This is a genomic window from uncultured Thiothrix sp., assembly GCF_937876535.1.
In the GTDB taxonomy this organism is placed as follows: domain Bacteria; phylum Pseudomonadota; class Gammaproteobacteria; order Thiotrichales; family Thiotrichaceae; genus Thiolinea.
Genome location: NZ_CALFHZ010000020.1, coordinates 156,954 through 178,220 on the forward strand (window position 1 = coordinate 156,954; position 21,267 = coordinate 178,220).

Here is a 21,267-nt window from a genome sequence, read left to right on the forward strand (position 1 = left end):
ATTGCTATGTATGCTATGCGTCGTTGGTCCGCGCGCCATTCAAGTACCTTAAAAGCTTTATATCACCAGCTTGAAAATCTACTGGCAAAGCTTTATCCCCAATTCGAAAAAATTGGCATTCAGAACATTGAAAAGCCGTTGATGTTCATTGAAAAACCTACCAAAAGCTTTCTGTTTGATTCGCAATCGTGCGGTCAATGTACTCTAGGTTCCACAGGCATGTCTTGCCCCATGAATTGCCCAAAAACCATTCGCAATGGCCCATGTGGTGGGGTGCGTGCGAATGGCAAATGTGAAGTTAAACCCGAGATGGATTGCGTTTGGGTGGTTGCTTGGGAAGGTACACAAAATCTAAAGCCCGAAGAGCGTGCGATTCAAATCGTTCAACCGATGCTCGATTGGCGTTTGAAAGGTAAATCGGCTTGGTTGCGGGCGGCTGAGCAGAAAGTTCGGGAGCTGCGTTCATGAGTGCAATTCTAAAAAGAAGTCAGTTGCCCACTTTCTCGTATGCAGATGAGCCAACGCCCGGGGAAAATTTACCAATTTTACCAGGTCACGTCTCGCCCGGCCGTTTAGAACGGGTCTTACGCGCCGGGCATTTTGCCGTGACCACTGAAATTGCTCCGCCTGATTCCGCTGATCCTGAAGAGGTCTATGCGCGCGCTAAACTCTTTGATGGCTATGTCGATGCAATGAATGCGACTGATGGTTCTGGCGCACATTGTCATATGTCGAGTGTCGGCATGTGTTCACTTCTTACTCGCAAAGGTTATGCGATGGTCATGCAGATTTCCTGCCGTGACCGCAATCGAATCGCGATTCAAGGCGATGTCTTGGGTGCGGCGGCAATGGGGGTGTGTAATATCCTTTGTCTAAGCGGTGATGGGGTGCAAGCAGGGGATCATCCTGAAGCTAAGCCGGTCTTCGACCTCGATAGCATGACCGCACTCAATACTATCCGCACCATGCGTGATGAAAGCCGCTTTTTAAGTGGCCGTAAACTCACTTATCCACCCAAAGTCTTTTTAGGCGGCGCAGCTAATCCGTTCGCCCCACCTTTTGATTATCGTCCTTTGCGCTTAGCGAAAAAGATTGCAGCGGGTGCGCAATTTGTACAAACCCAATATTGCTTTGATATGGAGATGTTCAAAACCTATATGCAGAAAGTGCGTGATTTAGGTTTGCATGAACAAGTCTTTATCCTGCTTGGTGTTGGTCCTTTGGCGTCGGCTAAAACTGCTGAATGGATTCGCAGTAATGTTGCCGGTGTGCATATCCCCGATAGCATTATTAATCGCTTGAAGGGTGCGCAAAATCAGAAGCAAGAAGGTCTCAATATTTGTATTGATATGATTAATCAAGCGCGTGAAATCGAAGGCGTACATGGTGTGCATATTATGGCTTATCGCCAAGAGCACAATGTCGCTGAGATTGTTGAGCGCTCTGGTGCTTTAGAGGGGCGTACCCCTTGGCATCCGGGTATGTATGAAACTAATGAATCCGCCAATTCACCGATTACCACAGAGGAAGCATCCGTATGACAGTCACGATTATCAGTTCACCCAGCAAAGAAGTGCGCATCGGTTTTGATGAGCCTTTTGTAATTATTGGGGAACGTATTAACCCGACTGGGCGCAAAATTCTTGCAGAAGAAATGAAAAATGGCGACTACAGCCGTGTACAAGCGGATGCCTTAGCGCAAGTCGAGGCGGGCGCGCAAATGTTGGATGTGAACGCAGGTATTCCTCTAGCGGATGAACCGCGCATTCTGGCGGAAGTGATTCAACTGGTGCAATCGATTACTGATGTGCCGCTCTGTATTGACTCTTCCATTATTGCGGCCTTGGAAGCTGGTTTGTCGGTTTATCAAGGCCGTGCTTTGGTCAACTCGGTCACGGGTGAAGATGAAAGCTTAGAGCGCGTATTGCCTTTAGTGGCTAAATACGGTGCTTCAGTCGTAGCGATTTCGAATGATGAAACCGGTATTTCCCAAGATATTAATGTGCGCTACAACGTCGCGAAAAAGATTGTCGAGCGGGCTGCGGATCATGGGATTTCGCGGGATCGTATCGTTGTTGACCCCTTAGTCATGCCGATTGGTGCGATCAATGATTCGGGGCGTCAAGTCATGGCTTTAGTGCGCCGCTTACGTGAAGAGCTAAAGGTCAATACTACTTGCGGTGCTTCCAATGTGAGCTTCGGTTTACCGAATCGCAATGGTATCAATAGCGCGTTTTTAACGATGGCGATTGGTGCTGGGATGACCTCAGCGATTACCAACCCGCTGCATGCCGAAGTGATGACCGCTGTCTTAGGCGCGGATGTTATGATGGGGCATGATCCCAACTGTGCGAACTGGATTCGTAAATACCGTGAGCCAGCACCAGAAGGTGAGGGTGGCGCACGTGAGAATCGCCGTCGTCGTCGTGCTTAAAGGAGCACTATGAGTACTGCTAAAGTTGTTTTCCTCCCCTCGGGTCGACGTGGGGAATTTCCCATTGGCACCCCTTTATTACAGGCTGCACAAAAGCTTGGTGTCGATATTGACTCCATCTGCGGTGGGCGTGGTCTCTGTGGGCGTTGTCAGATTCTGTGTGCTGAAGGCAGTTTTCCCAAGCATGGAATCCATTCTAGCCTTGAACATTTGAATGATTTCACGCTTACTGAAATGCGCTATAACCAAGAGCGCAAACCGATGGCCGCGGGGCGGCGGTTAAGTTGCCACACCTATTTGCAAGGCGATGTGGTGATTGATGTGCCACCCGATAGCCAAGTGCATAAACAGATTGTGCGCAAAGCGGCTGAGCAGCGCGATATTGTCCTAAATCCCAGTGTGACTTTGCATTATGTGGAAGTTACCGAAGCGGATATGCATGATCCTAAAGGCGATTTACAGCGCTTGCTGGAGGCTTTGGAGTTTGAGTGGCAGCTTGCGGGTTTGACTTACGACTTTAGCTTATTAGCCGATTTACAAGTCGCTTTACGCCAAGGTAAATGGGCGGTAACGGCTGCGGTTTATCAAAATCAGCGTATCTTGGCAGTGTGGCCGGGTTTACGTGAAACCGTTTATGGGATTGCGGTTGATGTGGGTTCAACCACCGTTGCCGCTCATTTGTGTGATCTGCGGACTGGGGCGGTGTTAGGTTCTAGTAGTTTGATGAATCCACAAATTCGCTTCGGCGAAGACCTAATGAGTCGCGTTTCTTATGTAATGATGCACCCAGAAGGGGCTGAAGCACTTACCCAAGCGATTCGAGATGGCTTAAATACAATTATTGGTGAACTCTGCCAAAACCAAGCCATTCAGCGCAATGAAATCCTTGAAATGGTGCTCGTTGGCAATCCGATCATGCATCATATTTTCTTGGGAATTAATCCGGTGGAATTAGGTGGTGCCCCTTTCGCCCTCGCGACCGATGAAGCAGTGAATATCAAAGCACTTGAAATAGGCTTGCAAATTCATCCAGCCGGCATGGTTTACGTATTACCTTGTATTGCTGGGCATGTGGGCGCAGATGCGGCAGGTGTGGTGCTAGCTGAAGAGCCGCAATTGCAGGAAGAAGTCACTTTATTAGTCGATGTGGGTACGAATGCTGAAATTGTGCTCGGTAATCGTGATCAATTGTTTGCTTGTTCTAGCCCTACGGGGCCAGCTTTCGAGGGTGCGCAGATTAGCAGTGGTCAGCGCGCTGCACCGGGGGCGATTGAGCGGGTGCGGATTGATCCGCTCACCAAACAAGCACGTTTTCGTGTAATTGGTTCTGAGCTTTGGTCGGATCAAGCCGGTTTTGCTGAATCAGTAGCCGCGATTGGGGTGAATGGGATTTGCGGCTCTGGCATTATTGAAGTCATCGCCGAAATGTATCTTGCCGGAGTGATTAGTACCGATGGGGTGATTGATGGCGGTTTGGCTGAGCAACATCCTAAGTTAATTATCCCGAATGGCCGTACTTGGTCGTATGTGCTGTATAACGATGGGGCAGGACGGTCGATTTCAGTCACACAAAATGATGTACGCCAGATTCAACTTGCCAAAGCTGCCCTGTATGCAGGCGTGCGCTTATTGATGGATAAGATGCAAGTGCAGCAAGTCGAACGTATTCGTTTGGCCGGTGCTTTCGGTAATCATATTGATGTCAAACACGCGATGGTGCTTGGTCTCATTCCCGATTGCCCTCTGGATAAGGTTTCTTCAGCCGGTAATGCAGCGGGGACAGGGGCGCGGATTGCTTTGCTCAATCAAGATGCGCGTCAGGTTGTAGAAACCGTAGTACGGCAAATTACCAAAATAGAAACTGCGGTCGAAGCTAAATTCCAAGAGTATTTTGTAGGTGCAATGGCTTTCCCGCATAAGACTGATCCTTTCCCACATTTATTTTCGGTGGTCGAAAAGCCTGCTGAGAGGGATTTAGTCGTTGCGGATGATTCAACTCAACGGCGGCGTCGGCGTAAATGAGTGCTTTTAATATCGGAATTGATACCGGCGGTACTTATACCGATGCGGTAGTCGTTGATACTCAGCAGCGCAAAGTTTTGGCTTCGGCGAAAGCACTGACGACACGTGGTGATTTATCCATTGGGGTACTCGAATCTTTGCAGCGAGTCCTCGATGCCAGTCGAGGTCAAGTTGATCCGCAGCAAATTGGTTTAGTGTCTCTATCCACCACTTTAGCCACCAATGCTCTAGTGGAAGGTAAAGGTTCAGCGATTGCGGTGATTCTGCTGGGTTTCGATGACACCATGCTAGAACGTACTGAGCTGAAAGCTGCTTTGCCAGCGGCTAAAGTAGTACGGATTGCTGGTGGGCATAAATACGACGGTAGCGAGCTGGCTGCTTTAGATGAAGCTGCTTTATTCGCTGAATTAGAAACTATCGCCGGTACGGTCGATGCTTATGCAGTGGCAGGTGTGTATTCAGTCCGTAATCCCAACCATGAGCGCCGCGTTCAAGCTTTAATCCAAGAAAAAACCGGCTGCCCCGTTACCGCTTCTTGTGATTTATCCGAAGCTTTAAATGGCCCCAGGCGCGCGCTCACTGCCGCTTTTAATGCACGTATTATTGCGATGATTGTCGCGCTAATTAATGCCGTGCAAACCGCGATGCAGGCTCAGGGCATTCACGCGCCTTTAATGGTGGTCAAAGGTGATGGTTCATTGGCCAGTGCGCAAGCAGTGATGGAAAAGCCGATTGAAACGATACTTTCAGGGCCTGCTGCGAGTGTGATTGGTGCGAATTTCATCTCCGGTTTAAAAGATTTTATTATCTCCGATATTGGCGGTACAACGACCGATGTAGCCATTGTGTGCAATGGCTGGCCAGCCTTAAATGAAAAAGGCGCAATGGTGGGGATTCATCGCACGATGGTGAAAGCGATAGATATGCGCACCATTGGTTTGGGTGGGGATAGTGAAGTCGCCGTTGACCCGCAAGGCAAAGTCTCGCTACAAGCGAATCGGGTGGTACCCGTTGCTTTAATTGGCGCGCGCTGGCCGAGTGTGCAAAAGGCTTTACAGAATTCCTTATCCCAAGGTATGGGCTTAGGGATTGCCACTTTATTCTTATTACGCCCTGAGGGTTTTGATCCCGCGAATGATCCTACAGATTTAACCGCCGCTGAAAAAAGTTTATTAGCCGCGATTGGTGAAGAGCCTAAGCCTTGGACACAAGTCGTTAGCTCAGTGAGTGATCGGCGGCGGGTCTTGCGTTTTGTAGAGCGTGGTTTAGTTCAATTAGCCGGTTTTACACCAAGTGATGCAGCGCATGTATTGGGTTTACAAGCCCAATGGTCGAAAGAGGTTGCTGAGTTAACTTGCCTGATGATTGGGCGTTCTTATGGCAAGGTTTCTTATAATGAAGCGAATCGTGCGGCGGAATGCCAAGCCTTTGCCCAAGAAATCTTTGAAGTGATGGTGGCAAAAAGTGTACATGTGCTCCTCGAATCTTTAGCAGGCTGTAGTTTTGCCGCGAACGATCCTGTAGTGAGCTTAGTGGCACGCGGTCAAAATCTATTAAATCATTTGCAAGTCAGTTTGCAGCCATCCATTCCTTTAGTTGCGGTCGGTGGGCCAGCCCCCGTATTTTATCGTGAAGTTGGTAGGCGCTTAGGCGTGGACACAGTTATTCCTGCGGGCAGTGAAGTCGCTAATGCTATTGGTGCTGCCATCGGTTTGATTCGTGTGCAGGCAGTGGTTACGGTGGCGATGCGTGAGCAAGGTGGTTTTACCTTACATCATACGGGTGAGCCTTTAATTTTCACTGAGGCTTCACCAGCCTTAGCAGAGGCGGATCGTTTGGTGCGGGAATTAGCAGAAACCAAAGCTCAACAGATGGCGGGTGAGGTTTTAGCGACTGAAGTACAAATAGAACGTTTAGATGTACCGGGTTTAACAGGGGATGTGGGTTTAATTTCTGCTAGTTTAACGGCGGAGTGTTTAGCCCGCCCTATAGGAGCCTAACTATGAGTGAGACTAAACCTGTCATCACTGGCGGCTGTGTTTGTGGAGCAGTGCGCTATCAAGTCAATGGGTCTTTGCGTCCGGTGATTGCCTGTCATTGTGAGCAATGTCGGCGCTTTAGTGGGCATTTCGTGGCAGCAACCGCTACACGTAAGGCTTATTTTCAACTCCTGAAAGCGGATGGCTTGAAATGGTATAGCTATCAAGCGGGTTTGCGCCAAGGTTTTTGTCAAGCCTGTGGTTCTAGCTTATTTTTTGAAGATGAACAGGGTGAACGCATTTCAATTGCTGCCGGTTCTTTAGATCAAGCGCAAGGACTGCAAATCGCTGCGCATATTTTTGCAGCTGAGGCGGGCGATTATTATTCAATTGATCACAATGTGCCGGTTTTAGCGGATGGCAATCATTCGGTGCAGTTGCCAGTTTAATATCATTAGCCTTAGCTAAGGTTGTAGTGATAGTTTGCTATCTTCATAATAAAGCCCTATTGCGAGGAGGTAATGATGCACACCACATTAATTCTTACAGTTTTAGGCCCTGATCATCCGGGCTTAGTGAAGTCCTTATCCGAACTACTGAATCAGCAACAAGGCAATTGGACTGAAAGCCGTATGGTGCATTTAGGTGGACAGTTTGCAGGCTTACTCCAAGTAGCTTTGCCACGTGAGCGTGTGGCCAATCTGAAAGCAGCTTTAGATGTGCTGCAGGATAATGGTTTAAAAGTCTTAATTGCAGAAACCAATGCAGTACCTGCTACCAATGAAATTCTGAAAGTAGAGGTCTTGGGTTTAGATCGCCCTGGTATTATTCGCGATATCACCACGCAATTAGCTAGTCTCAAGGTCAATATTGAAGAGCTATTTAGTGAACAGCGCCCTGCTCCGATGTCGGGTGGCACGCTATTTTTTGCAGCTTTAAGCTTGAGTTTGCCTGCAGGCGTCAGTGCAGAGCAGGTGCAAACTAAACTGGAAGAATTAAGCGATCAATTGATGGTGGATTTGAATTTCGCTTAATTAGCGTCCACCAGCGACCTCTAAAATAGCACCACTGGTATAAGAAGCTTGCTCGGAAACTAGCCAGAGAATTGCCCTGGCTACTTCCTCTGGATAACCACCGCGTTGCATTGGAATGGATGCCTTCACGCGTTCGACCCGATTCGGTTCGCCGCCACTGGCGTGAATTTCAGTATGAATAATGCCGGGGCGTACTGCATTTACACGGATGCCAACCTGTGCAACTTCTTTGGCTAAACCCACAGTGAAACTATCAATAGCGCCTTTAGAAGCTGCGTAGTCGACATATTCAAAAGGTGCACCTAAACGCGCTGCAACCGATGAGAGATTGACTATAGCACCACCTCGTCCACCTAGTTCAGTCGACATACGTTTGATAGCTTCGCGGGCGCAAAGGAAGCTACCGATTACATTCGTACTTAAAATGCGTTGTAGACGTGCTGCCTCCATGGCTTGCACCGGCATTTGTTGCTCCAGAATGCCAGCGTTATTCACTAAAGCATCTAAGCGCCCAAAAGTTTGGTCACAAGCAGCAAACAGTTTGAGAATATCGTCTTCTTGGCTGAGATCAGCTTGAATAGCTAGAAGTTCTCCCCCTTGCTTTCGCAGCTCTTGAACTAAAGCCTCAGCAGTGTGTTGTTGACTGTGATAGGAAAAGCAGACTGCATAAGCTTGTTGCACCGCAAGCCTTACCGTAGCAGCACCAATGCCACGACTACCGCCAGTGATGAGGATGACCTTACTCATAAGCAAAGCTCGTTGAGTGAAAAGCTTATTAAAGCAGGCTAGAGTCAGAAAGTGAAATAGACACCAGCATCAAAACCTCGCCTTGATGCTGATGGTAGCTTGGATATTTTAGTATTTATCTGCAGCTACAAACAGCCGATGAAATTTGGTCATTCCACAAATTACCCACGGAGGCGACTGCACCTGGTCCAAAAGTTCGGCTATCTCCGTCATAATCAATATGTTGGTAGACAGTGAGTTGGCAGTTATTGGGTACACGCACAGAAGAGACTCGATCATTCCAGGTAGGGCCGACTGAATTCAAGTTACCACGAACCGGTAATACGGCACCTGTAAAGTTAATATGTTCATACATTAAACAGGCAGGCTGGGGTGGAGTAGGGCATTGGCATTGTAAGGAGGAAATTTGATCATTCCATAGGTTGCCGACGCTACTGGTGTTGCCCGTGAAAACACGCTGATCACCTTCATAATTATCGTGTTCAAAAGCTATAAGGCGGCAGCTATTGGAGGTCTTAACCGACGAAATTCGATCATTCCAAGCTGGGCCAACACTAGGGATATTTTGCCCAGGAAGCACTGAAAAGCGCCCCCCTTCATAATTAATATGCTCAAATACTTCGCAATTGGCTTGAGCAACACTAAGCGTTAGGGCATTAGCAACTAATAAGCAGAACAGTGGATGCTTACTCATATCTACCTCGCATTGATAGAACTAGTTGGTGGATTTTGGAATTATTATGGTTTGAGTATAGATGTTTTTGAACAAGTACATGATCCCTTAAATAAGGGATAGGCTGTAAATAAATGAATGACTTAGCGCGAAGCTAGGGTAAATGTCAGTTTCAATTGGAGCAGTAGTTTTCCGCTCGAAAACGTGGCGAGCAAATAGCCAAAAAAATCAAATCAGTGTCCCCTGTATTGCGAATGCGTTGTCGACAGTGAGGGGGAATCAGCACCACATCACCCGTTTGTACAGCTTGCGGTTCTAAAGCCCCAATTTCTACCACACCACTACCCGCTAAAATCACATAGCGTTCGGTGGTGTGTAATAACCAATGCCATTGGGTCGTTTGCCCCGCTTCGACTCGCGCCCGTGCAATAGAAATTTCACTATCAGCGGGACTATTGCTCAGTTCGAGAATATGACAACCTTCGTGGAAATAATATTCATTGTGCGGATTGGCAGAGATGATTAAAGGCTGCATAAAAATAACTCCTAATGAATACTGAAGTTCTAAGGATTGTTGTTGGCTGTGAAGAAGGTTTTATGTCATTGTGAGCTTGGAGGAAAGCTACCAGATTAACAACGAAAAAAACCGTTAAATGGACGAAAAACAAGCTGAAAGCGCACAAACTGTCGCGCCTGCTATTTCCACTCGTGAATTTACTGCTGCGGAAATAGGTGCTCTAGCGCATTTATATCGGGGTGAAGTTTATCGCTCGACGGTCTGGCGAACTCGTTTAGATAACACCACCAACTGGGCGGTAGTGACCACTGGCTTAGCTTTCTCGATTACTTTTGCAGGCAAAGATGCCTCGCCGCTGCCCTTAATTCTGGTGGGCTTTCTCATTTGTGTGTTTCTGCTATTTGAAGCGCATCGCTATCGTTATTTCAATGTGTGGCGGGCGCGTGCACGGCATATGGAGCGCGAGTTTTATGTTCCGATGTTGCGCGGTGAGGGGGCGCATTTAAATAAGTGGAATCACATTCTCGCCGATGATTATTGTAAACCTCATCATCATATTAGCTTGCCACGTGCCATTGGCAGACGTTTACGCCGCAATTATGCTTGGGTCTTGAGCGTACAAGCGATTGCTTATTACGGGAAATTAGCGATTCATCCTAGCCCGTTGCAGAGTTTGCATGATTTATATGCGCGCGCTGTAGTTGGACCCATTCCAGGTGAAGTAGTTATTGCCTGCGGTATTTTATTTCATGGCTCGTGGATGATCTTTGCTTATGTGACTTGGCGCAAAGATGTAGCAGATCGTAAACGGCGTAGTAGTAAGGTGGCGATGGGCTAGCATGGTTTACTCATAGCGGTAGCTGTAAGGGCGAATTGCTCTTGGGTTTGGCGGGCTTGGGTTAGTTTGGATTCGAGTTGGTCGCAGAGATTATTTAGTGCTGAATATTTCTTTAAAATACTCAGTATTTCTTTTTCAGGCGGCAATGCAAAAGCTAATTTTCTGATTTGCTCACGCGATACATTTTTCATTGAACTACTTGTTCCACCTGCTACAGCAGCATAGTAAGTACGTGCAAAGCCACTGTTATTTACCAGATTAATAAAATGCTTATTAACGTCACTAGCAAATACAAACCGAATAATTTTATCGCTCAGCATTAAACGTTCTGGTGCATCTTTTGGCACAATTACAGCTCTTGCAACCAATTCAGCAGTATTTGCTCTTGAAATAAGAAAATCACCTGCTTTAACTTCATATTCTGGTCGTGGTTCTAGATTGGCAGGCAGCTCCTTATTTTCTTCAGGTTTGAATTTGCCCCAAGTGACAGCACTAACTTTTAAAATACCCCATTTATTTCTATCACGCGGTTGTGTTTCACAAGTTGGACTCCAACCTGCTTCTGAATGTAAAGCTAAATCATCAAATCGTACCCACTCCCACCCCTTAGGCAATTCAAACGGCTTTTCCTCCTCCGTAATCGCAGGTAATGGTTTTTGGCGTTTAATTTTGCCTGCTTGAATTAAGCGTTCTTTTTCGGCTTGAATCTTGGCTAATAACACCGAAGCAGGTTCGTCATTTTCATCTTGTGGCACGAGCCGACCTTGCACGGCTAATTGCAAAATCGCATCGCGTAAGCCTTTAATATGCTGAGGCTCAGTGAATAAGCGTGGTAAATGGGTTTGCAAACGTTGCCAAGCCTTGTGTAAATCCAGTGGGCTTTGCGCATTGCTGAGTTGATCGAGAACGGCTTGGCGCGTGCTGTGATTGAGTTGAGTGCGTTGGGATTGTAGGGCTTCGAGTTGATCGCAGAGAGAGAGGAGGGAGTCGACTTTGGCGAGGATGCGTATTTGTTCTTTTTCAGGTGCAATAGGAAATAAGCCACTGAAAAATTGCTTATCATTAATAGCTGGATAAGCCACACCTACCTGTATAGCTTCGACATACTTTATAAATGCAGGGCTTCTCAAATAGGCTTTAATGTATGAACTTAATATACCTTTGAAAGGGTGAATAATTGCAAATGCTGTGCTGGCTATTGCTTGCGGTGTGTAGTCTTTTTCAACCACGCAAACATTTAAAAGATAAGGACGAATAGTTGAGTATATAACAGTATTTTTCTTAATAACTTTTCTAGCACGTGATGGAGCATTTTCTGCCTCAACAACAGATGGTGATTGAATAAATCCTTTTTGATTATTGATTGACGCAACATCTATATAGGTAAATGTGCTTTGTGGTGTAACTTGCCCCCAATCGAAGCCAATATCATTTAAGCGCACCCACTCCCACCCCTTAGGCAATGCAAACGGCTTTTCCTCCTCCGTAATCGCAGGCAACGGTTTTTGGCGTTTAATCTTTCCCTCCTGAATCAAACGCTCTTTTTCTGCCTGAATCTTCTCCAACAACACCGAGGCAGGCTCATCCGCCTCATCTTGCGCCACTAATTTCCCTTGCACCGCCAGTTGCAAAATCATCTCCCGCAACCGCTGAACGCCATTGGGTGCATCCGCAATTTTGTAAAAATGTATCAGAAATTTATCAGGACTCATGAGACACCTCAAAGCCTGTTGTTTCACGCAAAAAGTCTTCCTCAGTGTCACTCAAAAATACACCTTCTTGATAAGCATGAGGCATGAGTGCCTGCGCTAATTCCAGCTTCAAAAGGGTTATATGTTCCGCAATTTGAAACTCTAAGCTTTGATACTTCTCCAACAACACCTCAGGATCATGGCTTTCCGCTTCCGGCGCATTCGGGTTTTTCAAATCCAAATTGAAAATTGCATAATAAATCCGATCTGCTGCTGCTTTCTCATCCCGCTCCTGCAAACGCAATGCCTCCGCCTGAGTGCGTAAGGCTTCAATCTGTTGCTCCAACTCAACACGCTTAGCCGCTTCGACTGTTTTCAACGTATCGCGCGCCGCTTTCAATTGATTTTCCAAAGCATAGGCTTGATTGCCACATTGCTCAGCACTTTGCCAAAGCGGTTGCGCCCGATTCAAAGCGTCTTGTTTTTTCGCCTTAAAATCGACCTTCCACGCAAACTCATTTTCCACCCGCTCGGCAAAACCGGTCGCTTCATTACCCCACCACGCCTTCTCCGCCTCAAACTCCTCTAAACGAATCGGTTTAGTTTTGGAGTAGCTTTTATAGCCCGCTGGATATGGATGCTCGTAATACCAAATGGTGTCGGTGGGTTGCCCTTTGGTGAAAAATAGCAGATTGGATTTAATGCCGGTGTAGGGGTTAAACACGCCATTCGGTAAGCGCACGATGGTGTGTAGATTGCATTCATTAAGTAATTTTTCTTTGACTTTGGCTTTTACGCCTTCCCCAAATAACGTTCCATCCGGTAATACAATCGCGCCGCGCCCACCTTGCTTCAAGAGCTTGTCGACGATTAACACCAAAAACATATCAGCGGTTTCGCGGGTGCGCGTAGCACCGGGATAGCTTGTGCCCACGCCGTCTTCTTCCGTGCCACCAAACGGTGGATTGGTAATAATGCAATCATGCTTATCTGCTGCCGACCATTCCGACCACCCTTTCGCAAGGGTATTGGTGTGCAAAATCTGGCTCGGCACTTCAATGCCATGCAGTAAAAAATTGGTGGTGCAGAGCAAATGCGGCAACTGTTTTTTCTCAAAACCAAACACGCTGGCTTCAATCGCTTGCTGATCTTTAATGCTGGATTGCGTGTTAATTTGCGCACGGAAATGATCAATCGTCGCAGTCAAAAAGCCACCTGTACCACAAGCCGGATCAAGCACGGTTTCGCGTTTATCCAAACGTGGATTAACCATCTGCACCATAAAATGCGTCAGAGCACGCGGCGTATAAAACTCGCCAGCATTGCCCGCGCTGCGTAAATCATTCAGGATTTGCTCGTAAATATCGCCCAATTGTTGGCGATTTTTCAGGTCATTAAAATCAATCGCCTCCTCCAACTTACCAATCACATCCAACAACAAAGTGCCGGATTTCATATAGTTATTGGAGTCTTCAAATACCCCTTGAATCACCGCGCTCAAGGGGTCGCTGCTAGCATCCAGTTCTTTCAGCGTGGGAAATAACACCTCATTGATATGCTTCAAGGTGTCTTCGGCAGATAATTGCGGCGCAGATTTACCCTCTGCATCTTTCTTATATTCCGCCCAATTGCGCCAGCGACAAGGCTCCGGCAAGGGTGACTCATAAGACGCATCATCGTCTTCCCATTCCTGCTCACGCTGATCCAACACCTTCAAAAACAACATCCACGCCAACTGCCCAATCCGCTGCGCATCCCCATCCACCCCCGCGTCTTTACGCATAATGTCTTGAATGGTTTTAATGGTGGAGGAGAGATTCATGGGCATAGCCTTATCGGAAAATGGGGTGGGTATTTTAAACCAAGTTAAGTTTTCTATCTAATCTTATTACCATATTTTATTTTTACCACTTAATACCTGTGGTAATATTTAGAGAGTACCACAAAGGAGCATGGCATCATGCAAGAATATAGTGTTTCACTAGGACAAAACGGGCGCATTGTAATTCCTACCGCGTTGCGCAAAGCCCTGAACTTACAAGAAGGGCAACGTTTATTATTACGAGTCCAAGATGAGTTAATCATTATGGAAAAATCAGCCGATATCGTTCAACGTTTACAAAAGCGCTTTAGCAAGATTCCTGTGAGCTTAGCGAAAGAACTCATCGAAGAACGTCGCCAAGAGGCTAAAAAAGATTAATATGGTTTTAGATGCCTCTGCCTTATTGGCACTTTTGCAAAATGAAACAGGTGCAGCACAAGTACAAGCTGTCTTGCCTAAAGCCTTGATCAGTTCCGTGAATTGGGCTGAGGTTATCCAAAAGCTCAGTGTGTTTGATCCAAACGCAAGCGATATTCGCCCAGAACTGGAGGCGACAGGACTAAAAATTGTGCCTTTTTCCGTGCAACAAGCAGAAATATGTGCTGGACTTTGGGCGCTAACTAAACCGTATGGCTTATCCTTGGGTGACCGCGCTTGCATAGCCTTGGGCATACAAAAGAAGCAGACTGTGATGACAGCAGATAAAGTATGGGAAAAGCTAAGCCTGCCCATCAAGATTGAAGTCATTCGTTAGTAGAGCGTGAGCGTTCCTATGAAAGAACTGAAAAGGCAAATAAGCATCGCTAAGAAAATTATGAAAAAGTATAGAACTGCTTTGAGACAGTTAGCTCAGCGCTAACTCGCCTCATACAGTAGCGCCTCCAATTCCTTAATCGCCTGTTGATAATTTTCAGGGCTGCCAAAAATCTTGCGTCGGATTTGTGTTTTAGAGCCGAGTTGATCAAAGGGCGGCATTTCTAGCACATTCGGATTTTCAATCGTCAATACGCCATTGCTAGCATATTTATCCAATAAAGCTTCCAAAACTTGTTTAGCTTCCGCGCCGTATTTGCCAAAATAATCACGCTTTTTCACATGATTGGCGCGTTCGTGGCGGGTTAGGGGTTTTTGGTCAAAAGCAATATGCGCTAATAAATCAAATACATCTAAATCCGAGCTGTTCGCCACCGCCTCGTATAAATATTCGATTTCAATGCCACGTGCTTTGACTTCATCGACAATCGCTTGCTTGCGTTCAGTGGCATTCCACTTTTGCAGAAATTCATTCAAGGAGCCAAAGCTAGCGTGTAACTCGGCTTGTAGCTGTTGGCGTAAAAATACGCGATATTCCGTGGCAATCAATTTGCCATTGGCATCCAGATACTGAGTCAATTCAGTGGCAGGTTTCACCTCCACATCATCGACATAATAACGTTCTCGAGGTGTTGGGGGCGGTTTGGGTATACCTATGCCGCCACCATAAGGCTGTGGTTCTTCTTGAATACCGCTCGGTTTAGAGGAGTCGGGTGTATCTGGTGGCACGACGGAATCATCCGGTTTCGGTTCATAGATAGTGGCAGGCTCGCCGTCAAATTCCTGATCCGCGAATAAGCGTGTAGCCCCTTTGAAATCCATAATCGTGAAAAACAGTTTGTGATAATCCTCACGTAGTCGCGTGCCACGCCCAACAATCTGTTTAAATTCCGTCATGGAGTTAATCGTTTGATCTAGTACGATGAGCTTGCAGGTTTTGGCATCCACACCCGTGGTCATTAGTTTTGAAGTCGTCGCAATCACGGGGTAGGGATTGTCGTTATCAATAAAGTTAAATAGTTCAGCCTTGCCTTCCTTGTCATCGCCGGTAATACGCATTACATAGCGCCGATTGTGCGCCGCTTCGGGAATGAGTTTGACTAGCTCTTGACGCATACGCTCGGCATGATTTTGGTCATCACAAAACACTATGGTTTTAGCCATTGGGTCAGTTTTGCTCAGGTATTCCCAGACGCGCTTGGCTACAAATTCAGTACGTTTCGTTAAGATCAAAGTTCTATCAAAATCGATACTATTGTATTGGCGCTGTTCAATCAGCTTACCATGTTTATCGGTTTTGCCCTGTTCCGGCGTATAGCCCAAGGCATCCACATCGGTGGCAATCCGAATCACTTTATAGGGCGCTAAGAAGCCGTCTTCAATACCTTGTTTCAAAGAATAGGTATAAATCGGCTCGCCAAAGTATTTGAAATTATATTCAGGGTCTTTAATAATACGCTTGCCATCCGCATCTTCGACAGGCTTTATCTCTTTAGGCGTGGCAGTAAGGCCGATTTGCGTGGCAGCACTAAAATATTCCAAAATCTCGCGCCACGATGAATCATCAGCAGCACTTCCGCGATGACATTCATCCACCACGACTAAATCAAAGAAATCACGCGGAAATTGTTTATAGATTTGTTTATCTTCTTCTTTTCCCGTCACCGCTTGATAAAGCGATAAATAAATATCGAAGTTTTTCTTGGCTTCACGATTTTCGATCTTATGCATGAAATCGCCAAATGGCGCGAAATCTTGTTGCTTGGTTTGATCGACTAAAATATTACGATCCGCCAAAAATAAGATACGTTTTTTCGCTTTAGATTTCCAAAGCCGCCAAATAATTTGGAAGGCGGTATAAGTCTTTCCTGTACCAGTTGCCATTACCAATAGAATACGGTTTTGCCCTTTAGCAATCGCCTCAATAGTGCGATTAATCGCAATGCGTTGATAATAACGCGGCGCTTTGCCTTGCGCGGCAATGTGATAGGGCTGATTAACTAATTTAGCAGCCTGTTCTGACTTAATCCCTTTCCATTGCTGATACAAGTCCCACAAATGCTCTAAGCTGGGAAATTGTTCTAATGTGAGATTCTGCACATAAGGCTGGCTTAAACCACTGCGATCTTGAAATAAAAAACCATCGCCATTCGAGCTAAACGCAAACGGCAGATCCAACATTTCCGCATAGGTCAAGGCTTGTTGCATGCCATGCCCCAGCGGATATTTATTTTGTTTCGCCTCAATCACCGCAATCGGCAAATTAGGTTTTGCGTAGAGCACATAATCTGCGCGCCGTGGCCCGCCTTCTACATTAGAGTCCTTAATGCGACTGGCTAATTGGCCGCGTACAATCACACGCCCATCGGTAAACACTTCTTCAAAAAACTGATTTTGCTGCCACCCTGCTTGCAGTAAAGCAGGTGTAATGAATTTAGTACAAATATCGCGTTCGCTGAGCTGGCGTTTGTTCACAGGAGGTCAACTGATGATTGAATGTTCAACACAGTAAACAAAAATGGATACGTAAACAATATTGTAGAGTAGGGTAAATGGTATAGTTTAGAAAAAGAAAGGGCGTAAGAGTCAAGTTTACGCCTTTCGTTTAGCAAACTGAACCAGGCAATTAATGCTGAGTCGTTTTCAAATAATCTAAAGTGATTTTCAGCATCCGCCGTACTGGCTCCGCCGCACCCCAAAGTAATTGATCACCGACCGTAAAGGCAGTCACATATTCAGGGCCAATATTCATTTTCCGCACCCGCCCGACTGGAATCGTTAAACTCCCAGAAGCTTGCACAGGTGTTAAACCGGCTAAAGTTGCCGCCTTATCATTCGGAATTAATTTAACCCATTCATTATGATTAGCAATGATGGCTTCGATTTCAGCTAAGGGTAAATCTTTTTTCAGTTTTAAAGTCACGCCTTGAGAGTGGCAGCGCATTGCGCCAATTCGCACGCATTGACCATCAACGGGAATAATATCCGTGCCGGATTTACCAAGAATTTTGTTGGTTTCAGCGATGCCTTTCCATTCTTCTTTGGTTTGGCCATTTTCCCAGGCTTTATCAATCCACGGAATTAAACTTCCCGCTAGCGGTGCGCCAAAGTTTTCAGTGGATAAACTGCCATCATTTAATTTAGCCGTGACTTTGCGGTCAATCTCTAAAATCGCCGAATGCGGATCGGCTAATAAGTCTTGTACTTCACCATTTAATTCGCCCATTTGCGTGAGCAATTCGCGCATATTTTTCGCGCCTGCACCGCTCGCGGCTTGATAGGTCATCGTCGACATCCATTCGACTAAGTCTTGCTCGAATAAGCCACCTAAAGCCATCAGCATTAAGGACACCGTGCAGTTACCGCCCACATAGTTTTTAACGCCAGCTTTTAAGCCAGCATCAATCACATGACGGTTGACAGGGTCGAGGACAATAATCGCATCTTCTTTCATGCGCAAAGTAGAAGCGGCATCAATCCAGTAGCCATTCCAGTTGGCACGTAGTTTTTCATACACTTCGGTCGTGTAATCGCCACCTTGGCAGGTGACAATAATGTCCATTTGGCTTAAAGCATCAAGATCAGACGCATTCAGCAAAGGCTTCGCGCCCATGCCCACGTCTGGGCCTGCTTGGCCTGCTTGAGAAGTGGTGAAAAATACCGGTTCAAAACCTTGGAAATCTTTTTCGGCCTGCATGCGTTCCATTAGCACGGAACCAACCATGCCACGCCAACCGACAAAACCTACTTTGAGCATTACAAACTCCGTCATTCAAAAAATTGCAGGTCTCCCTACAGTACGCCAACGAGTGTATCATTCTAACTGGCGGGCTTCATTAACTCTAATGCCTTGAATAATGATTCAAAGCTTGTGGTGCTTAGGATAAAGGGCTTAAGCTTTGGACTAATTTAACCCAATAAGCTGCACCAAGCGGTAGAATCTCATCATTAAAATCATAATATGGACTGTGCAAAGCATGACTATTATCTAAGCCGCCGTTTCCAATCCAAATATACGCACCAGGGCGTTCTAATAAAAAGTAAGCAAAATCCTCCGCGCCCATACTCGGCTCTGGATTCCAGTGTGCCTTATCCATGCCGACTAAATCTTTCACCACCGCATAGCATTCTTCTGCTTGAGCCGGGTGATTAATCGTAGCACTCGCACCTTCAAGAAATTCAATGCTGGCTTGAGCATTAAAAGCCGCTGCCGTATGTTCAACTAAAGTCCGTAAGCGGGCATAAGTTAGCTCTAAATCTGCTTTGTAAAAGGTGCGAATCGCGCCGCGTAAATTGACCGTTTCAGGGATCACATTATACGCACCACTGCCGCCTTGAATCTGGGTAATGCTAATCACCCCACTATGAATCGGCGAGAGATTGCGCGAAATAATCGTCTGTATTGCATTAATCAATTGGGCAGCAATAATAATTGGATCATTCACCTTATCCGGCATGCCACCATGCCCACCCGTGCCTTGAATCCTAATATCAAAGCCATTGATAGCCGCCATGACGGGGCCTGAGTGTACTGCAAACTCACCTGCAGGTAAGCCTGGCCAATTGTGCATACCATAAATTTCCTGAATCGGGAAACGCTTAAATAAGCCATCCTCCAACATGCGCAAAGCGCCTCGTTCACCTTCTTCCGCAGGCTGGAAGATAAAATAAACTGTGCCTGCAAACTCAGGATTTTTCGCTAAGGCTGCGGCAGCACCTAGTAACATAGCGGTATGCCCATCATGCCCACAACCATGCATTTGCCCCTGATGACAGGAAGCATGCGCAAAGGTATTCAGCTCAGTGAGCTTGAGCGCATCCATGTCTGCGCGCAGGGCAATATGCCGATCCGCTGTTTTTCTTCCCTTGAGCACACCAACTACACCCGTTTCGCCAATGCCAGTGTGAACCTCTAGCCCCATTGCTTTGAGCAAATCAGCCACTTTTTGGCTAGTACGATGTTCTGCATAAGCAATTTCAGGATGCTTATGTAAGTCACGTCGCCATGCTTGCATCTCACTATGCCATTCAAGGCCCGACTCCAGTGCTGTTTCAAACATCTACCTTCTCCTGATTTTTTATTATGTCGAGTGTGGCATAGCCGCTATTGAAGGTAAATTTAAGGCAAGAACTTGAGAGGCATCTTAACAAGACAATAACTTAGGGAATAGCGAAGTATTTCGTAGCTTGTATTTGGAAATTTTGCATGATTGCTAGAGGATTTAGCCGAACTGAAAGCCTGGCTAAATCCCTTGTGTAAACTCAATGCGCAATCATCACATGCCGAACCGTGGTGTAATCCTCCAACGCATACAGCGACATATCCTTGCCATAACCCGATTGCTTCAAGCCGCCGTGGGGCATTTCATTCACCAACATGAAGTGGGTGTTAATCCAGGTACAGCCGTAGCGTAAACGTGCGGCAGTGGCCATTGCTTTGCTGACATCTTTAGTCCACACCGAGGAAGCAAGGCCATAATCGGAGTCATTTGCCCAATTCACCGCTTCGTCAGTATCCGTGAAGCGTGTTAATGAAATGACAGGGCCAAATACTTCGCGCTGAACAATTTCATCGCTTTGTAAAGCGCCTGCCACCACCGTTGGCTCATAATAAAAACCATTTTCTCCTGCGAGTTTGCCACCCGTTGTGACTTCGATATGCTTGAGTTCTGCGGCACGATCCACAAAGCTGGCCACTCGATTGCGTTGGCGAGTGGAGATCAGTGGTCCCATTTCATTCGCGCCATCATCCGCTTGGTTATAGCGAATCGAGCTAACCGCAGCAGATAGGTCAGCGGCTAAGCGTTCATAGATTTTTGGGCCTGCATACACGCGACACGCAGCAGTGCAGTCTTGGCCTGCATTATAAAAACCAAAGGTACGTAAGCCATTCACTACCGCTTCTAAATCAGCATCATCGAAGACAATGACGGGTGCTTTGCCACCTAATTCTAAGTGGGTGCGCTTAACTGACTGAGCTGCTGCCTGCATCACTTTTTTACCGGTGCCAATATCGCCCGTGATCGAAATCATATTGATTTTCGGATGATTAATCAGGGCATTACCCACACTAGCACCGCGCCCGAGTACCACATTCACCACACCTTCCGGCAAAATATCAGCTAAGAGTTTGGCGAACTTGAGTGCTGTGAGTGGGGTTTGTTCGGAAGGTTTAAATACCACCGTATTGCCACCTGCCAAAGCAGGGGCGAGCTTCCATGCCATCATCATTAAAGGATAGTTCCAAGGCGCAATGGAGGCTACCAAGCCAATCGGATCACGCCGGATCATGGAGGTATGGCCGGGTAAATATTCACCGGCTGCAGTGCCGGGCATACAGCGCACTGCACCGGCAAAAAAGCGATAGCAATCAATAATCGCGGGCAATTCATCATTGCGCACCGCATTAATTGGCTTGCCGCAATTCAGTGCTTCAAGGGCGGCGAAATCATCCGCTTCTGCTTCTATGCGATCGGCAATTTTTAATAAATAAGCTGAGCGTTGGGCGGGCGTGGTGCGTGACCAAGTATCATAAGCTTGTTCGGCGGCAGCCACGGCGCGATTAATTTGATCCGGCGAGGCTTCAGGGATACCTAAAATTTTAGCGCCAGTGCGGGGATTAAAAATGGTTTCTTCTGCCTCAGTACCTGCTTCAAAATTCGCACCAATTAACATCTGAGTATCCATATTTGCTCCT

General features: G+C 46.6%; 19 protein-coding genes. 10 read left to right on the forward strand and 9 right to left on the reverse strand.

Translation table 11 applies throughout. From position 1 onward, the window contains the following. The first annotated feature begins 6 nt into the window (after positions 1–6). The 7 genes from Q0230_RS12750 to Q0230_RS12780 all read left to right on the forward strand — a co-directional run bounded on the left by Q0230_RS12750 (position 7) and on the right by Q0230_RS12780 (position 7,469). Positions 7–468, forward strand: coding sequence for a methylenetetrahydrofolate reductase C-terminal domain-containing protein (locus tag Q0230_RS12750; protein ID WP_298610513.1), 462 nt, complete (start codon positions 7–9; stop codon positions 466–468). Next, a complete protein-coding gene (locus tag Q0230_RS12755) occupies positions 465–1,541 on the forward strand; it encodes a methylenetetrahydrofolate reductase (protein ID WP_298610515.1) in 1,077 nt (358 codons plus the stop codon). The genes Q0230_RS12750 and Q0230_RS12755 overlap by 4 nt, the downstream gene beginning before the upstream one ends. Further along, positions 1,538–2,434: a methyltetrahydrofolate cobalamin methyltransferase gene (locus Q0230_RS12760; RefSeq protein ID WP_298610517.1), complete on the forward strand. Its 897-nt coding sequence runs from the start codon at positions 1,538–1,540 to the stop codon at positions 2,432–2,434. Before Q0230_RS12755 ends, Q0230_RS12760 begins: the two co-directional genes overlap by 4 nt. A gap of 9 nt (positions 2,435–2,443) precedes the next feature. Then, a complete protein-coding gene (locus Q0230_RS12765) occupies positions 2,444–4,456 on the forward strand; it encodes an ASKHA domain-containing protein (RefSeq protein WP_298610519.1) in 2,013 nt (670 codons plus the stop codon). After that, complete coding sequence (locus Q0230_RS12770) at positions 4,453–6,456, forward strand: hydantoinase/oxoprolinase family protein (protein ID WP_298610521.1); 2,004 nt, start codon at positions 4,453–4,455, stop codon at positions 6,454–6,456. Before Q0230_RS12765 ends, Q0230_RS12770 begins: the two co-directional genes overlap by 4 nt. Before the next feature lie 2 nt (positions 6,457–6,458). Continuing rightward, entirely contained in the window at positions 6,459–6,884 is a 426-nt protein-coding gene (locus tag Q0230_RS12775) for a GFA family protein (RefSeq protein ID WP_298610523.1), read from the forward strand. A gap of 72 nt (positions 6,885–6,956) precedes the next feature. Further along, positions 6,957–7,469 (forward strand): ACT domain-containing protein, encoded by a 513-nt coding sequence (locus Q0230_RS12780; protein ID WP_298610525.1) that lies wholly within the window; start codon positions 6,957–6,959, stop codon positions 7,467–7,469. Here the strand turns inward: Q0230_RS12780 and Q0230_RS12785 are convergent, their stop codons facing one another. The 3 genes from Q0230_RS12785 to Q0230_RS12795 all read right to left on the reverse strand — a co-directional run bounded on the left by Q0230_RS12785 (position 7,470) and on the right by Q0230_RS12795 (position 9,424). Beyond that, on the reverse strand, positions 7,470–8,216 hold the full coding sequence (locus Q0230_RS12785) for an SDR family oxidoreductase (RefSeq protein ID WP_298610527.1): 747 nt from the start codon (positions 8,214–8,216) through the stop codon (positions 7,470–7,472). Between the two features lie 115 nt (positions 8,217–8,331). Then, a complete protein-coding gene (locus tag Q0230_RS12790) occupies positions 8,332–8,910 on the reverse strand; it encodes a peptidase inhibitor family I36 protein (protein ID WP_298610529.1) in 579 nt (192 codons plus the stop codon). A 151-nt stretch (positions 8,911–9,061) separates the two neighbouring features. Beyond that, positions 9,062–9,424 carry a cupin domain-containing protein gene (locus Q0230_RS12795; RefSeq protein ID WP_298610531.1) on the reverse strand — a complete coding sequence of 121 codons (363 nt, stop codon included), beginning with the start codon at positions 9,422–9,424 and terminating at the stop codon, positions 9,062–9,064. A 118-nt stretch (positions 9,425–9,542) separates the two neighbouring features. On the opposite strand from Q0230_RS12795, the gene Q0230_RS12800 reads away from it, so the two are divergent. Continuing rightward, positions 9,543–10,244, forward strand: a complete 702-nt coding sequence (locus Q0230_RS12800) for a DUF2270 domain-containing protein (protein WP_298610533.1) — start codon at positions 9,543–9,545, stop codon at positions 10,242–10,244. On the opposite strand, the gene Q0230_RS12805 is transcribed toward Q0230_RS12800, so the two are convergent. After that, positions 10,241–11,956 carry a hypothetical protein gene (locus Q0230_RS12805; RefSeq protein ID WP_298610536.1) on the reverse strand — a complete coding sequence of 572 codons (1,716 nt, stop codon included), beginning with the start codon at positions 11,954–11,956 and terminating at the stop codon, positions 10,241–10,243. The two genes, Q0230_RS12800 and Q0230_RS12805, sit on opposite strands and share 4 nt — an antisense overlap. Continuing rightward, positions 11,946–13,757, reverse strand: coding sequence for an N-6 DNA methylase (locus Q0230_RS12810; RefSeq protein ID WP_298610538.1), 1,812 nt, complete (start codon positions 13,755–13,757; stop codon positions 11,946–11,948). Before Q0230_RS12810 ends, Q0230_RS12805 begins: the two co-directional genes overlap by 11 nt. Before the next feature lie 138 nt (positions 13,758–13,895). Between Q0230_RS12810 and Q0230_RS12815 the strand changes: the two genes are divergently transcribed. After that, positions 13,896–14,135: an AbrB/MazE/SpoVT family DNA-binding domain-containing protein gene (locus Q0230_RS12815; protein WP_298610539.1), complete on the forward strand. Its 240-nt coding sequence runs from the start codon at positions 13,896–13,898 to the stop codon at positions 14,133–14,135. A 1-nt stretch (position 14,136) separates the two neighbouring features. Next, positions 14,137–14,511 carry a type II toxin-antitoxin system VapC family toxin gene (locus Q0230_RS12820; protein WP_298610540.1) on the forward strand — a complete coding sequence of 125 codons (375 nt, stop codon included), beginning with the start codon at positions 14,137–14,139 and terminating at the stop codon, positions 14,509–14,511. Between the two features lie 101 nt (positions 14,512–14,612). Here the strand turns inward: Q0230_RS12820 and hsdR are convergent, their stop codons facing one another. The 4 genes from hsdR to Q0230_RS12840 all read right to left on the reverse strand — a co-directional run bounded on the left by hsdR (position 14,613) and on the right by Q0230_RS12840 (position 21,257). Continuing rightward, positions 14,613–17,045, reverse strand: a complete 2,433-nt coding sequence (gene hsdR, locus Q0230_RS12825; protein WP_298610541.1) for an EcoAI/FtnUII family type I restriction enzme subunit R — start codon at positions 17,043–17,045, stop codon at positions 14,613–14,615. A gap of 151 nt (positions 17,046–17,196) precedes the next feature. Beyond that, positions 17,197–18,327, reverse strand: a complete 1,131-nt coding sequence (gene asd, locus Q0230_RS12830; RefSeq protein ID WP_298610858.1) for an aspartate-semialdehyde dehydrogenase — start codon at positions 18,325–18,327, stop codon at positions 17,197–17,199. A 121-nt stretch (positions 18,328–18,448) separates the two neighbouring features. Further along, positions 18,449–19,630: a M20 aminoacylase family protein gene (locus Q0230_RS12835; protein ID WP_298610543.1), complete on the reverse strand. Its 1,182-nt coding sequence runs from the start codon at positions 19,628–19,630 to the stop codon at positions 18,449–18,451. A gap of 202 nt (positions 19,631–19,832) precedes the next feature. After that, positions 19,833–21,257 (reverse strand): gamma-aminobutyraldehyde dehydrogenase, encoded by a 1,425-nt coding sequence (locus Q0230_RS12840; RefSeq protein WP_298610544.1) that lies wholly within the window; start codon positions 21,255–21,257, stop codon positions 19,833–19,835. Positions 21,258–21,267: the final 10 nt, after the last annotated feature.